The following is a 14,037-nucleotide window of genomic DNA, read 5'->3' as shown; positions in this document are numbered from 1 at the left end:
TCGTGAGAAGGTCAAATTCCGTTACATGGACCGGGGCATCAGACCCCGATCTCCGCAGCTCGCTGGACGGCCAGTTCCGCTGCTCGGAAAATAGCGCGCGATTTATGTCGCGTTTCCATTTCCTCGCTCGCAGGATCACTATCGGCCACCACACCGCAGCCGGCCTGAACATACATGCGCCCCTTGTTCAGGATCGCCATACGCAACCCGATGCAGGTATCCATATCGCCATCGACCCCAATATAGCCGATGCATCCCGAATAGGGGCCCCGACGCGTCACCTCGAGTTCGTCGATGATTTCCATCGCACGGATCTTGGGCGCGCCGGTGAGGGTTCCTGCCGGAAAGGCTGCACTGAGTGCATCCAGAGCGTCGCATTCCGGGCGGATCTGTCCCTGCACGGTCGATGAGATGTGCATGACATGGCTGTATCGCTCGACCACGAAAGACGAAGGCACGGTGACCGACCCCATGAGGGCGACGCGCCCCACGTCGTTACGCCCCAGATCGATCAGCATCAGATGTTCGGCGCGCTCCTTCTGGTCCGCCAGGAGTTCGGCTTCGAGTCGTTCATCGGCTTCACGATCCGTCCCGCGCGGGCGTGTTCCAGCCAGCGGGCGCACAGTTACGACGCCCTCACGTAACCTTACAAGGATCTCCGGTGATGATCCTACGAGCGAAAAGCCGTCCATTTCGACAAGGAACAGGAATGGCGCGGGGTTGACCCGTCTGAGTGAACGGTAGAGCGCCAATGCGGGAAGGGGAAAAGCTGTTTCGAAACGCTGACTGGGGACGATCTGAAAGGCATCCCCCGCTGCAATGTAGTCCTGAGCAAGGCGCACCTTGTCCATGAAGGCATCGCTCGACATCGTCGAGCAGGGGGTATCGAGCGCAGAACCTGGAGGAAGAACGGGCGCTTCCTCCAGCGGGGCCGTGACCAGAGCCTGGCGAGCACGGTCGAGCAAAGCCTTTGCTCCGTCGCGCGACAGCCCCCCCTCATGCAGAGGTACCGCAAGGTGAAGTTCGTCGCGTACCGAGTCGAATACCGCAAAAAGTCCGGGACGCATCATGACGCCGTCCGGAAGATGGAGATCATCCGCCGGGGCATCCGGCAGCACCTCCATTTGTCGGACCATGTCGTAACCGAGATAGCCGAAAATCCCGCCAATCATGGTGGGCAGATTATCCGGCAATGTGGCTCGGTTTTCGTTCACCAGACGACGCAGGGATATGAGCGGCTTCTCATCGACGTCGACAAAGGTGGAACCCGCGTCGTAAGGCGCCGCGTTGATCGATGCGATCCCATGGGTACAGCGCCACACCAGATCGGGCAGCAGGGCAATAACGGAATAGCGCCCTCTGGCGGCGCCGCCCTCCACGCTTTCGAAAAGCAGCCTGTAAGGGCGTCGCGTCTCTCCGTCGTCACCCGTCAGGGATGGCACGAGAGAGGAGAGCTTCATGAATGCCGAGACAGGCGTCAGAAGATCGGCTGCCTCGACACTGGTGAGGAAATCGGTCGTCATTCCTGCCCTGTCCCGCTCTTGAGGGCCTGCTGCAGCACCGCCATATTCGGTACAGGCTTGATCTGGCTCTCGAGCGCATGAACAAACACGACCGGCACATCGGCGCGCAAGGTCTCCTGCAACTGGCTGCGCAGGGACTCACGCAGCGCCTTCGTGCTCTCGGAACTCGCCGAAACCACGTCGTTCAGCGTGAAGACATAAAGCGCATCCCCCACCGCGATCATTCCTGTCTGGCCTTTCGACGTCGCGAAAATCTGTGCGAGAAGAGCAGAGGGCAGGCCTGCATTCTGCATCCGGGAAATCACGAGGTCCTTCTGCATGGCGGCGGCGTCGCTCGTACCGACAACTGCCTGCGAAAGACCACCGGATTTGCGCGCCGCCAGCATCAACGTTGTCGCACGCTCATCCGCCAGATGGAGTTGCTGAGCCTTCAGCCAGTCATGGCCAACCTGCTCGCGCACCGCTTCATATGGCTTGACGTGGCCCGGCTCAATTTCATCGACGAGCACAGCAAAAGCGCTGTTCTCGGGACCATTCACGAGAGATGGCTTCTCGCCCTTCTTCTGGGAGAAGATGCGCGCAATGATCGCCTTGCGTACGGCTTCACTCCCAGGAAGAGGTGCCAACTCGCCATCCTTGGTGAGGCCCTGGGCATCAAGCGAGCCCTGTGCCGGGGTAGCGCCGAGATTGGTGGGAATCTGCTCGAGATCCGCACTACCAGCGATCGCATCCTGCAGACTTGTTACGCGGGTGCCGAGAATTTGCGGCGCCTGAGCACGAGCCACCTCGTCACGAATGGCGTCCTTCGCGTGGTCGAAATCCGTCTTGTGGGGTGGGGTGACGCTCGTCACACGGAATACAATCCAGCCTGACGGACTTTCGATAGGCCCCTGAACGGCGTTCAAGGGCGCGGCGAAGGCAGCCTTGGCCAGTTCAGGGCTTGGAATGTCGGCCTCACGAGCATTCGGGAAGGCAACTGCTGCAGCTGAGGGATCGCGTTTCTGGATCGCTTCCCAGCCTTCCTGACCTTTCCACGCCGAGAGCAGATCATAGGCCGCCTTGCGATCCTGAACCGTAAGCACCTCGAGGCTTCGTGTTTCCGGCACGTCGTATTTCTGCAGCTCAAAGTCGTAGAATCGCTTGAGATCAGCGTCGGGGATTGTGAGCGTATGTGCCACGCTCTCCGCAGTGAGGACAATGATCTTCGCGTGGCGGTATTCCGACGACCGATAAAGCGCAGTATGGTTATCATAGAAGCGGCGGAGTTGCGCCTCTTCCGGCCCGGCGGGCAAGGACAGCGCCCCGCTATCAATGCGCAATAGATCGATATGATGCTCACGGGTATTGTAGGCGACGAGCTGATCGAGCATCGAGGCAGGTACAATCATGCCGTTGCCGAGCCCCTCGATCAGATTGCGCGCACCAATGTCGTCGCGCACCCTCGCCAGTAAATCGCGCTCCGTCATATGTATCTGCGCCAGCTTGCGATCGAATAGGGCGCGATCGAATTGACCATTCGTGCCATGAAACACGCTCATGCCGAAAATCTCGTTACGAACCAGCGCATCCGGCACCTTCATGCCATTGCGGTCAGCGAGCGCCAGCGCTTCGTTTTGAGCGAGCATACGCTGCAACACACCTTGCGCGACCTGCTGCTTTACATCCGGCGGGATCTGGGAGGGATCGCTGAGCCCCATCTGCTGAGCAACACGCGGCATCTCATTGCGTATGGCCTGCGCTAGCTCCTGGCCGCCGATCTGGCGCGAGCCGATCTTGGCCGCCGTGTCGATCTGGCTGCCGTTATAGGAGCCGATCACATCTCCGACGCCCCAGCCTACAAAGGCAAGAAAAATGAGGAGCGCGATGATACGCCCGAGCCAGGAATCGACAACGAAATGCCGCAAAGTCGAAATCATACGCGCTTCAGATCCGCAATTTGCCAAAGTTTGAAGCGCTGGACCATAGTGCCAGAAGGCGCTCTTGACCAGTCAGAGCACCAAGCTGTCGGGGCGAGCCGTCCCCTGTGCCAGGAGGCGCCTGTCATCCAACTGACGAGAAGATGATGCGTAAAGCGTCCTACCCCCCTGTATCGGGCGTGAAAACATCCGCTAAGCAGGAAGCATCCGGGAGAGTGGAGAAAGCTTGATGCGCCAGATGATCATCGGCAACTGGAAGATGCATGGCCTGCGTGGCGATGGAATGACGCTGGCCCGTGAAATTGCCGCTGCCATCGGGCCTGCCTGCGCGCAGCGCGATGTGGTTCTGGCGCCGCCCTTCACCCTGACGCATTACCTTGCCCCCCTGCTGCGCGAACATGGGATCGGCCTGGGTGCACAGGACTGCCACGCTGAGGCAGAAGGGGCATATACCGGAGACATCTCAGCCGCGATGCTTGCCGATCTCGGGGTGAGTCACGTGATACTGGGGCATTCCGAGCGACGCGAGCATCATCATGAAACCAATGCCCGCATTCGCCACAAGGCTCAGCGCGCACGGGAATTTGGCCTGTGCCCGGTCATCTGTGTGGGAGAGAGTGCCCGGCAAAAGGAGGACGGTCAGGCGGAACCCTGGCTGACGGAGCAGATCACGCAAAGCCTCCCATCCGACTTCGAGGGCATCGTTGCCTATGAGCCGATCTGGGCAATTGGTACCGGCACGGCAGCAACGCAGGAAGATATCGAATCCCGCATGGTGTTCTTGCATCGGGTACTGGCAGATCACCTCGAAACGGATGACAAAGCGACACGCGTCCTGTATGGCGGCTCAGTCAAGCCCGAAGATGCCGCGTCCATCCTCGCTGTTTCCGGCGTGGGGGGCGTGCTCGTCGGCGGAGCCAGCCTTTCTGCCGGGTCTTTTCTCGGCATCGCCCAGGCGGGTCTTTCGTCGACGTCCTGACGGCATATCTATTGTGTTTACCTGAAAGCCGGACATGACCACGCTGCTGCTCGTTCTCAATTTCTTCGTGACCATTGCCCTGATTGGCGTCATCCTCATCCAGCGCAGCGAAGGTGGCGGGCTTGGTATCGGCAGCAGCCAAGGCATGGGTTCGTTCATGACCGGCCGCGGCACCGCCAACCTTCTGACCCGCACCACCGCCGTTCTGGCGGGCGTTTTCATGGTGCTCTGCCTTCTACTGGCTGTTCTGAACCGGGGCGCCTCGACCAATGGCGGCAGTGATATTCTGGCGCAGCCCGCCCCGGCCCCCGCCGCAGCGACAACGACCCAGAATGTTGCTCCGGCCTCGCCAGCGGCCCCCGCGACCGCTCCGGCGAAGCAGTAAAGCAACAGAGCGTAAAATTTCTGCCGCCGGAGTGTCTCTGGCGGCATTCTTCTCGTTCCCTAGGAACACGATCCGGTGTAGGAGAGCCTTCCATGACTCGGTTCGTATTCATCACCGGTGGCGTGGTTTCCTCTCTCGGCAAGGGCATTGCATCTGCTGCCCTTGCGGCTCTCCTCCAGGCGCGCGGCTACAAGGTCCGCATGCGCAAACTCGACCCCTATCTCAATGTCGATCCGGGGACGATGAGCCCCTATCAACATGGCGAAGTATTCGTAACGGACGACGGGGCCGAGACTGATCTCGACCTCGGCCATTACGAACGCTTCACGGGGGTTCACGCCCGCAAGGCCGACAATGCGACGACTGGCCGTATCTATTCCGAGGTGATCGCGCGCGAGCGACGCGGCGATTACCTGGGCGCGACCGTGCAGGTCATTCCCCACATCACGGACGCCATCAAGGAAGCAGTGGTTGCCGGGACAGATGGCTATGATTTCGTTCTGGTCGAGATCGGCGGCACGGTGGGCGATATCGAAAGCCTGCCCTTCCTCGAATCGATCCGCCAGCTGCGCAACGATCTGGGTCCGGCCCATACGATGTGCGTCCATCTCACATTGCTGCCCTATATTCCGGCCGCAGGTGAGCTGAAGACGAAGCCGACACAGCATTCCGTCAAGGAGTTGCAGAATGTCGGCATCCAGCCGCAGATGCTGATCTGTCGCTCCGACCGCGCGATTCCAACCAATGAGCGCCGCAAGATTGCAAGCTTCTGCAATGTGCGCCCCGAGGCGGTGATTGCCGCGCTCGACGTCGATACGATCTATGCCTGCCCGATTTCCTATCACAAGGAAGGCATGGATAATGAGGTCCTGCGCTATTTCGGCCTACCGGTTGAAGGCGAGCCCGATCTGAGCCGCTGGACGAAGATCGTCGATACGCTGCGTCATCCTGATGGCGAGGTGCGTATTGCGGTGGTCGGAAAATATACCGCCCTGCTCGACAGCTACAAATCGCTCATCGAGGCCCTGCTTCATGGCGGTATCGCCAATCGGGTCAAGGTTCGCCTCGAGTGGGTCGAGTCCGAGACATTCGAGAAAAATCCGGATTCCATCTCGGCGCTTGGCCGCGTCGACGGCATTCTCGTGCCGGGTGGGTTTGGTGAACGCGGCTCCGAAGGCAAGATCGAGGCTGTGCGCTACGCTCGCGAGAACGGTGTGCCGTTCCTCGGTATCTGCTTTGGCATGCAGATGGCAGTGATCGAATGTGCCCGCTCTCTCGCCGGGCTCGAGAAAGCCTCCTCGACCGAGTTCGGCCCTACTGAAGAGCCTCTGGTAGGCCTGATGACCGAATGGGCACGCGGCAACGAGATGCTGCGCCGCCGCGAACATGGTGAACTGGGCGGCACGATGCGCCTGGGTGCCTACCCCGCCAAGCTGAAGCCGGGATCACGCGCGGCAGCGATCTACGGAACGACCGAGGTGCGTGAGCGCCATCGCCATCGTTACGAAGTGAACGTGCATTATCGCCAGCAACTCGAAGCGACCGGTCTCGTCTTCTCGGGTATGTCGCCTGACGACGTACTTCCCGAGATCGTGGAATATCCGGATCACCCCTGGTTCGTGGGCGTTCAGTATCATCCGGAATACATGTCCAAGCCTTTCGCTCCCCACCCGCTTTTCGCCGGCTTTATCGAAGCGGCCGTCAAGAAGGCGCGCCTCGCATGACCACGATCTCTCTGGGCAATCTGACCATTGGCAACCAGCAGAGCTTCACGCTCATTGCCGGCCCCTGCCAGATTGAATCGCGCGCCCATGCACGCGAGATGGCGGCTGGACTAGCCGAAATCTGCGGGGATCTGGGCATTGGCTGGATCTATAAAAGTTCGTTCGACAAGGCGAACCGCACCTCGCTCAAGGCGCAGCGCGGAATCGGCCTGGCGGAAGGGCTGGATATCCTCGCCGGCATTCGCGAAGAGTTCGGATGTCCGGTCCTCACCGATGTGCACGGGCCCGAGCAATGCGCCCCTGCCGCCGAAGCTGTGGACGTGCTGCAGATCCCGGCATTTCTCTGCCGCCAGACGGACCTGCTTCTCGCTGCCGGTGAGACGGGACGCGCAATCAACGTCAAGAAGGGCCAGTTTCTGGCGCCTTGGGACATGGCTAACGTCGCAGCCAAGATCGCCTCGACCGGCAATGAGAAAATCATGCTTTGCGATCGCGGTACGAGCTTTGGCTACAACACTCTGGTGAGCGACATGCGGGGACTGCCCATCATGGCCTCGACGGGGTACCCGGTCGTTTTCGACGCCACCCATTCAGTCCAACAGCCGGGCGGGCTCGGCGGTGCTTCTGGCGGACAGCGCGAATTCGTGCCGACACTGGCGCGGGCAGCCGTCGCGATCGGGGTTGCCGCGGTGTTCATCGAAACGCATGAAAACCCGGATCAGGCCCCGAGCGATGGTCCGAACATGGTACCGCTGGCCGAGATGCGTGGTTTGCTCAAGACGCTTCAGGCCTTTGACAGCCTTGCGAAGTCCAATGGGTTCTAAGCGTCATCTCTATTCGGTTGAAACCGAATGGAAGGGCAACCATGGCCATGGCACCCAGTCCTGGCATGTCTATGGCCGCAATCACGACATCACGGCCGAGGGAAAGCCGGTCATTCATGGCTCGGCTGATCCCAGCTTCCATGGTGACCCGACAGGCTGGAATCCTGGCGAGCTGCTTCTTGCGTCGCTGAGCGCCTGCCATAAGCTGTGGTATCTTGGGCTTTGTGCCGGAGCAGGGATTATCGTCACCGCCTATCGGGACTCCGCCGAGGCCGTGATGATGGAGACACCCCAGGGTGATGGCGCGTTCGAGAGCGCCCTGCTCCGGCCTGTCATCACACTCGCAAGTGGCAGTTCGATTGCGCGCGCGCAGGCTCTTCATGATCAGGCCCACGCGCATTGCTTCATCGCGCGCTCGGTCAATTTCCCGGTGATCTGCGAGCCCGTCTTTCAGATCGTGTAAGGCTGTAGCGGCGCGCTCAAACACGCGGCGAGGCACAGAACGACGATGGCGGTGAGCAGGGCACGGAACGGAAAATACCCGGCAGGCAACGCGCCTTTGCGATAGGCCGCGCGCTCTGCGGCCAGCACAAGCAGAAACCCGATAAGCTCCATCAGAATTCCCCCGCGCGGAGCCCAGATCACGCCCGCATAAACCGACACCCACGCCCAGAGCGCGGGTAACACGCCCAGAACCAGGCGACGACGGTTGAGCGCTCCCGATCCTTGTGCCGGAATGATGGCAGGCTGCTCGAGGGCAAGCCCCCAGTGAACCGCACCGAGAAAAGACAGGATGCAGCCTCCATAGGCGAGCATTGCCACTCCGATATGAGTGATCGGGCCGAGGCTTCCCCAGAACAGGGCGGCCATGGCAAGGGTCACGAACGGCACCAAACCGCCGATACCGAGGAAAATCACGAGCGGTGACAGGGGTCTCACGGAATATCCATCCTCATTTCACATAACGCCAGTTGACAGCGCCGGTGTCTCGACGCCTTGTGATGCCCGAAGTTCGAACGTTCAAACAGGGAGCCCCCAATGAGCGCCATTATTGATATCATTGCTTGCGAGATTCTGGATAGCCGTGGCAATCCGACCGTCGAAGTCGAGGTTGAACTGTCCTCCGGCGCCAAGGGCCGCGCAGCGGTTCCGTCGGGTGCCTCGACGGGCGCACATGAAGCTGTCGAGCTGCGCGATGGCGACAAGTCGCGCTATGGTGGCAAGGGCGTTCTGAAGGCCGCTGCCTTCGCAGAAGGCGAAATCCTCGATGCGCTGCAGGGCGCCGAATCGTCTGATCAGATCGCCATCGACGAAGCCATGATCGAACTGGACGGCACGCCCAACAAGGCACGTCTGGGCGCCAACTCCATCCTCGCCGTGTCGCTTGCGACTGCGAAGGCCACCGCGCTCGAACTCGACATTCCGCTCTATCGCTATGTCGGTGGCGTCTTCGCGCACACCCTGCCCGTGCCGATGATGAACATCGTCAATGGCGGTCAGCATGCTGACAACCCCATCGACATCCAGGAATTCATGATCCAGCCAGTCGGTGCACCGACGATCATGGACGCCGTGCGCATGGGGTCGGAAATCTTCGCACACCTGAAGAAGAACCTGCACGCAGCCGGTCACAACACCAATGTCGGCGATGAGGGCGGCTTTGCCCCCGGTCTGAAATCGGCGGATGAAGCACTTGGCTTCATTTCGAAGTCGGTCGAGGGCGCCGGTTATCGTCTGGGCGAAGACGTGACCTTTGCCCTCGATTGCGCCGCCACCGAATTCTACCGCGATGGCCGCTACAAGATGGATGGCGAAGGCCGCGATCTCGATTCCTCAGGCATGATCGACTATCTGGCCGATCTCGCCGCACGTTATCCGATCGTGTCGATCGAAGACGGTCTGGCAGAAGACGACTGGGAAGGCTGGGCCGAACTGACTGCCAAGCTGGGCCACAAGCTGCAGCTCGTCGGTGACGATCTGTTCGTGACCAATACCGAGCGTCTTGTGCGTGGCATCGAGAGCAACACCGCGAACGCACTTCTGGTGAAGGTCAACCAGATTGGCACGCTGACCGAAACGCTCCGCGCCATGGAAACCGCGCATCGCGCCGGGTACAAATGCGTCATGAGCCACCGTTCGGGTGAGACGGAAGATTCGATCATTGCCGATCTGGCAGTGGCCACGAATTGCGGTCAGATCAAGACCGGCTCGCTCTCGCGCTCCGATCGTACAGCGAAGTACAACCAGCTCATCCGCATCGAAAACGAGCTGGCTACCGCAGCACGTTACGCAGGCCGCTCCATCCTGCCGCGCGCCTGATTTGACGCAAGGGGGGCGTTTTTCGCTCCCTTTCTCAAATGCGCGATTGTAAGCGGTGCCTGGCTGGGGCTAGGATCAGTTCCACCGGCCCGCTTGCCATCCTGGAGTTCCCGTGCAGATCGTTCGTGCTATCCGACGCGTCGTGCGTGCCGTCGTTCCCCCTGCCCTGTTTCTCGGGCTGACGGCCTATTTCGGGTGGAATGCCCTTCAGGGTGATCACGGACTCAAGGCGTATCACCAGCAGCTGAAGCTTATGGATCAGGCCCTTCAGGCCCAGAAAGACGCTGATGACGAGCAAGCGGTCTGGAAGCGTCGTATCGGCAGCCTGAATGAGCGTGCGCTCGACGCTGATATGCTGGACGAACGCTCGCGCGCCATGCTTAACCTCGCGCGAAATGGCGATACGGTTATCCCTTACGGCCCGCACGAGAAGCTCTACTGAGCTTCAGTTCACCGTTAACAATACCGCCCCCGAGCCATCCGGGACTGAGCGCTTCGGCTCACCGGGTGCCGCAAGGTTAGGTGGTCCCCCTCCTCCGCCCCTTCCCCCCGCGAATGGTCCAGCTCGCCTGATCATCCGTCACAATACGCGCATGAGGCCTGAGGTGAATACCAGCTCGGCACTTGCACCAAATTCACCGCACACTCGGGCTCTAGCCTGAACTGAACGATTTTACACCGAGCGCTGGGAGCGTCCTTCCGAGCCCTCCAGGCACAAAAAAGGCGGCTCCGAAGAGCCGCCTCAAATGCACCGTCAGCGAAAGCGGATCTTACTTGATCTTGGCTTCGCGGAACGCGACATGCTTGCGAACGACGGGGTCGTACTTGCGCACTTCCATCTTGCCGGTCGCAGAGCGGGCGTTCTTCTTGGTGACGTAGAAATATCCGGTATCCGCGGTCGAAACGAGACGGATCTGGATGACGTTGGTCTTGGCCATGGGGTCCTCGCAAACTGATCTGTCGCTGCGCGCGACATGAACGGCAGCGTTTTCAAGCTGGGGCCTAAATGCGTGGATTACGCGCGCAGGTCAAGTGTTTCCGCCAGAACAGTGGATTAATTTTGATGTTCCGGGGAAAAAATCTTGAAGGGATCGAAGCAAGAACTTAAGAAGAACATATAAATTCCGGGCGGGTGACGTACCCTACGGCATACGCTCAGGAGAGAGGGACCCATGCTCACACGCAAGCAACACCAACTCCTGCTTTATATAGATGGCTATCTCAAGCGGACTGGTTTTTCCCCCTCTTTCGACGAAATGAAGGAAGCGCTTGAACTCCGCTCCAAATCCGGCATCCATCGCCTCATCTCTGCTCTCGAAGAGCGCGGTTTTCTGCGGCGGCACCATCATCGTGCGCGGGCGCTCGAAATCGTGCGCCTTCCGGTCATGGATACTGTTGTCCCCCCACCCCAGGCGCTGACTGAGCCCCAATCCGGAGCCACGGGTAGCTTTCCGCGCCTCGCCCATAGTCGCGACCGCGCCTTTCCCGCCTCAGTCGAGACCACGGCCACTTCCGTCGTAGGCGTGCCGCTTTTCGGTCGCATCGCTGCGGGCCTGCCCATCGAAGCTTTCAGGGACCAGGGGGAACAGATCGACATCCCGGCAGCCCAGCTTGGTAATGGCCGCCATTATGCGCTTCACGTTTCCGGTGATTCGATGATCGAGGCAGGTATTCTCGACGGGGATACGGTGATCATCCGACAGGCTGAAACGGCAGAGAACGGCCAGATCGTCGTGGCCCTCGTTGATGGGCAGGAGGTAACGCTCAAACGCTTGCGCCAGAAGGGCAAGTCGATTGCGCTTGAACCGGCCAACCCGGCTTATGAGACGCAGATCTTTCCGCAAAACCGGGTCAGCATCCAGGGTGTCCTGATCGGACTCTACCGTCAGTATACCTGACGTCTCGTCGCGCCTGCCATCACTCCGGGCTCCCTCTCTCCGCCACGGAGGCTCCGGAAGAGCCCGGTGACAGACAGGCCATAAGGGCTTCCAGCGTCAGGAATATCTCGGGATCGGCCATCTGCGTGACATTGAAACGCATATACGTCGTCGCTGAACCGGAGACACTGAATACGGCTCCTGGGGCGAGAACGATGCCCTCCTCCAGCGCAAGCCGGGCCAGAGCAGACGCATCTCTCCCTTCTGGCAAACGACACCAGAGTGTGAAGCCCCCGCGCGGCAAGATTTCGGGCGCAATACCGATCGCTGCCAGGCGATTGGCACATTCTCGCCTCGCCCTGGCCAAGCGTCCGAAAAGGGTGCCCAGATGGCGGCGATAGGCCCCCCCGGTCAGAACGTGGCGCACCACGCTGGCAGCGACGGGACTTACCCCGGAAAAACCGGTCGCAATCTGCAAATCCCCGAGCGCCTCAATGATTTCCGGCTTTGCGGCGATATAGCCGCAGCGCAATGAGGCAGAAAGTGTTTTTGAAAACGACCCGACACGGATCACCCGGGACAGGCCATCAAGTGAGGCTAGACTGGCCGTCCCCTGAGGCGCGAAGTCGCTGAAGATATCGTCTTCCACGATGGTCAGAGGATGATTTTGAGCCAGCGTCAGGATCCGGTGTGCGGCGTTCAGGCTCAGGCTCCCCCCTGTAGGGTTCTGTATGGCCGAGTTGGTCAGATAGAGCCTCGGGCTATGCTGCTCCAGGATCCGACCGAGGACAACGATATCCGGCCCCTCCGCCCCATAGGGCACACCAATGACCCTGACACGATGGACATCCAGAAGAGCCCGAAAGTTGAAGTAACAGGGATCATCGACGATCACGCAATCGCCGGGCTTGAGCATCACCCTGAATACGAGATCGACCGCCTGTGTGCCGGAGCCGGTCAGCAGGATCTGTTCTGATGGCACGAAGAACTGCATCTCGGCCCAGCGCCGCGATAATACCTCGCGCAGAGCCTGGTCCCCCATGGCGGGTCCGTAACCGGTCATTACAGGACCAGCTTCCTTCGCAATGCTTCTCAGCGCCTGACTCAGGGCTGCATTGGGCATCCAGGCTTCGGGCAACCAGCCGCAGCCTGGTTGCATGATCGCCGGATCGGCCTCCAAAGCCTGCCGCGACACCCAGAACGGGTCCATGGCATGATAACGGCGAGGGCTGCATGGCCTGTCCTGCAATGCCGTTTCCCGTACATAATAGCCGGAACCCGGGCGGGCGGTGATCAGCCCCTCAGCGCCCAAACGCTCATAAACCTCGACGATGGTGGACGGTGAAACGCTGTTCCGCGCGGCGAGACCTCGGATCGACGGAAGTTTCTCTCCACGCGTCAGAGTGCCCGTTGTAATGCGGCGGCGCAGGGTATCCACGATGTGCGCCGTAACCCCTGATTTTCTCATATCGATTTCGCAACTGTATGGCTCTGTCTGCCAAGCAGTTTGGTCAAACCGTACGGAACTGTCCATGGTCTGCATGCGGCCACCTCTCCATGATCTTCGGAATGATCTGGGGGTTTCATGAAACAGGGTAGCGGCACGGTGAGTGGGTTGATCGGTATCGCGATATTCAGCGGCTCTCTGCCCGCTACGAGGCTCGCGGAGGCTGGCTTCCCTCCCCTGTTCCTGACAGCAGCGCGTGCGGTCATTGCGGCTCTGCTCGGGCTCGCGCTTTTACTCGCCCTTCGGCAGCCTCGCCCCGGTAGGGATGCGGTCATACCACTGTTCAGCGTCGCTCTCGGGGTCGTCGTCGGCTATCCGCTGCTTTCGGCCTGCGCCCTTCAGCATATCGATGCTGTGCGTTCCGCCATGTGGACCGGTCTTCTTCCCTTGAGTACGGCCTTGTTTGCCGTGCTGCGCAAAGGGGAGCGGCCTTCACTGGCGTTCTGGCTCCTCTCGCTTGCCGGGGCCGGGGCTGTGACAGGCTATGCGCTAACACAGACCCATGGCGGCTCTCTACTCGGCGATGGCCTGATGTTCGCCGCGGTCCTTGTCTGCGGGCTGGGCTATGCGGAGGGAGCGGCGCTCTCACGCAGCCTTGGGGGCTGGCAGGTCATTTCCTGGGCGCTCCTCCTGGCCCTCGTGCCCATGGGCATTCTCGCACTCTGTACCCATCCCCGTGCCTGGGGAGAGATTCCTCATTCCGCGTGGGGGGCGCTGGCCTATGTTGCCCTGTTCAGCATGATGCTGGGCTTCGTGTTCTGGTATCATGGACTGGCACAAGGCGGGATTGCCCGGATCGGCCAGTTGCAATTACTGCAGCCTTTCGGTGGGCTGGCCCTCTCGGCGCTCATTCTTGGGGAGCGTATTCCTCCCCTCCTCGTTGGGGTCAGTCTGATCGTTCTGGGATGTGTCTTTGGTGCTCGACGCACAGCGTGAGGATATTGCGGTGCCACGCTCATCGCCCTGCCCACGCGGCAGGAACA

14 protein-coding genes are annotated in these 14,037 nt (G+C 60.5%); 9 read left to right on the top strand and 5 right to left on the bottom strand.

The genetic code is table 11. From position 1 onward, the window contains the following. Positions 1-38: 38 nt before the first annotated feature. Positions 39-1,523 (bottom strand): chorismate-binding protein, encoded by a 1,485-nt coding sequence (locus WFJ47_RS08110; RefSeq protein ID WP_336762171.1) that lies wholly within the window; start codon positions 1,521-1,523, stop codon positions 39-41. Next, the gene (locus WFJ47_RS08105; RefSeq protein WP_336762169.1) at positions 1,520-3,439 is read right to left on the bottom strand and encodes a peptidyl-prolyl cis-trans isomerase; all 1,920 of its coding nucleotides are present in this window, start codon (positions 3,437-3,439) and stop codon (positions 1,520-1,522) included. The genes WFJ47_RS08110 and WFJ47_RS08105 overlap by 4 nt, the downstream gene beginning before the upstream one ends. Before the next feature lie 229 nt (positions 3,440-3,668). Between WFJ47_RS08105 and tpiA the strand changes: the two genes are divergently transcribed. The 5 genes from tpiA (at position 3,669) to WFJ47_RS08080 (ending at position 7,814) form a co-directional block, all read left to right on the top strand. Then, positions 3,669-4,418, top strand: coding sequence for a triose-phosphate isomerase (gene tpiA / locus WFJ47_RS08100; RefSeq protein ID WP_336762168.1), 750 nt, complete (start codon positions 3,669-3,671; stop codon positions 4,416-4,418). A 34-nt stretch (positions 4,419-4,452) separates the two neighbouring features. Further along, positions 4,453-4,803 carry a preprotein translocase subunit SecG gene (gene secG, locus WFJ47_RS08095; RefSeq protein WP_127102225.1) on the top strand — a complete coding sequence of 117 codons (351 nt, stop codon included), beginning with the start codon at positions 4,453-4,455 and terminating at the stop codon, positions 4,801-4,803. Between the two features lie 92 nt (positions 4,804-4,895). Beyond that, the gene (locus WFJ47_RS08090; protein WP_336762165.1) at positions 4,896-6,527 is read left to right on the top strand and encodes a CTP synthase; all 1,632 of its coding nucleotides are present in this window, start codon (positions 4,896-4,898) and stop codon (positions 6,525-6,527) included. After that, positions 6,524-7,351: a 3-deoxy-8-phosphooctulonate synthase gene (kdsA, locus tag WFJ47_RS08085; protein WP_336762163.1), complete on the top strand. Its 828-nt coding sequence runs from the start codon at positions 6,524-6,526 to the stop codon at positions 7,349-7,351. The genes WFJ47_RS08090 and kdsA overlap by 4 nt, the downstream gene beginning before the upstream one ends. After that, positions 7,341-7,814, top strand: a complete 474-nt coding sequence (locus WFJ47_RS08080; RefSeq protein WP_336762161.1) for an OsmC family protein — start codon at positions 7,341-7,343, stop codon at positions 7,812-7,814. The genes kdsA and WFJ47_RS08080 overlap by 11 nt, the downstream gene beginning before the upstream one ends. Here the strand turns inward: WFJ47_RS08080 and WFJ47_RS08075 are convergent. Beyond that, a complete protein-coding gene (locus tag WFJ47_RS08075) occupies positions 7,802-8,290 on the bottom strand; it encodes a DUF3429 domain-containing protein (protein ID WP_336762160.1) in 489 nt (162 codons plus the stop codon). The two genes, WFJ47_RS08080 and WFJ47_RS08075, sit on opposite strands and share 13 nt — an antisense overlap. A gap of 99 nt (positions 8,291-8,389) precedes the next feature. On the opposite strand from WFJ47_RS08075, the gene eno reads away from it, so the two are divergent. Together eno and WFJ47_RS08065 are read left to right on the top strand one after the other, a co-directional pair. Continuing rightward, entirely contained in the window at positions 8,390-9,670 is a 1,281-nt protein-coding gene (gene eno / locus WFJ47_RS08070) for a phosphopyruvate hydratase (protein ID WP_336762158.1), read from the top strand. A 112-nt stretch (positions 9,671-9,782) separates the two neighbouring features. Then, positions 9,783-10,112: a septum formation initiator family protein gene (locus WFJ47_RS08065; RefSeq protein ID WP_336762156.1), complete on the top strand. Its 330-nt coding sequence runs from the start codon at positions 9,783-9,785 to the stop codon at positions 10,110-10,112. A 328-nt stretch (positions 10,113-10,440) separates the two neighbouring features. Here WFJ47_RS08065 and rpmG read toward each other — a convergent pair whose 3' ends face one another. Beyond that, positions 10,441-10,608 carry a 50S ribosomal protein L33 gene (gene rpmG / locus WFJ47_RS08060; protein WP_023977387.1) on the bottom strand — a complete coding sequence of 56 codons (168 nt, stop codon included), beginning with the start codon at positions 10,606-10,608 and terminating at the stop codon, positions 10,441-10,443. A gap of 234 nt (positions 10,609-10,842) precedes the next feature. Here rpmG and lexA point away from each other — a divergent pair, with 234 nt between their 5' ends. Further along, positions 10,843-11,568, top strand: a complete 726-nt coding sequence (lexA, locus tag WFJ47_RS08055) for a transcriptional repressor LexA (protein WP_127102232.1) — start codon at positions 10,843-10,845, stop codon at positions 11,566-11,568. Positions 11,569-11,587: 19 nt separating this feature from the next. Here lexA and WFJ47_RS08050 read toward each other — a convergent pair whose 3' ends face one another. Beyond that, a complete protein-coding gene (locus WFJ47_RS08050; RefSeq protein WP_336762154.1) occupies positions 11,588-12,985 on the bottom strand; it encodes a PLP-dependent aminotransferase family protein in 1,398 nt (465 codons plus the stop codon). Positions 12,986-13,132: 147 nt separating this feature from the next. Here WFJ47_RS08050 and WFJ47_RS08045 point away from each other — a divergent pair, with 147 nt between their 5' ends. Then, entirely contained in the window at positions 13,133-13,990 is an 858-nt protein-coding gene (locus tag WFJ47_RS08045; RefSeq protein ID WP_336762152.1) for a DMT family transporter, read from the top strand. Positions 13,991-14,037 lie beyond the last annotated feature (47 nt).

Origin of the sequence: Asaia sp. VD9 (genome assembly GCF_037150015.1) — a bacterium.
GTDB lineage: Bacteria > Pseudomonadota > Alphaproteobacteria > Acetobacterales > Acetobacteraceae > Asaia.
This window is presented reverse-complemented; position numbering and strand designations above follow the sequence as displayed.

Coding starts and splice junctions, on each gene's coding strand:
- WFJ47_RS08110 (WP_336762171.1), bottom strand. CDS start 1,523: ATGACGACCGATTTCCTCACCAGTGTCGAGGCAGCCGATCTTCTGACG.
- WFJ47_RS08105 (WP_336762169.1), bottom strand. CDS start 3,439: ATGATTTCGACTTTGCGGCATTTCGTTGTCGATTCCTGGCTCGGGCGT.
- tpiA (WP_336762168.1), top strand. CDS start 3,669: ATGCGCCAGATGATCATCGGCAACTGGAAGATGCATGGCCTGCGTGGC.
- secG (WP_127102225.1), top strand. CDS start 4,453: ATGACCACGCTGCTGCTCGTTCTCAATTTCTTCGTGACCATTGCCCTG.
- WFJ47_RS08090 (WP_336762165.1), top strand. CDS start 4,896: ATGACTCGGTTCGTATTCATCACCGGTGGCGTGGTTTCCTCTCTCGGC.
- kdsA (WP_336762163.1), top strand. CDS start 6,524: ATGACCACGATCTCTCTGGGCAATCTGACCATTGGCAACCAGCAGAGC.
- WFJ47_RS08080 (WP_336762161.1), top strand. CDS start 7,341: ATGGGTTCTAAGCGTCATCTCTATTCGGTTGAAACCGAATGGAAGGGC.
- eno (WP_336762158.1), top strand. CDS start 8,390: ATGAGCGCCATTATTGATATCATTGCTTGCGAGATTCTGGATAGCCGT.
- rpmG (WP_023977387.1), bottom strand. CDS start 10,608: ATGGCCAAGACCAACGTCATCCAGATCCGTCTCGTTTCGACCGCGGAT.
- lexA (WP_127102232.1), top strand. CDS start 10,843: ATGCTCACACGCAAGCAACACCAACTCCTGCTTTATATAGATGGCTAT.
- WFJ47_RS08045 (WP_336762152.1), top strand. CDS start 13,133: ATGAAACAGGGTAGCGGCACGGTGAGTGGGTTGATCGGTATCGCGATA.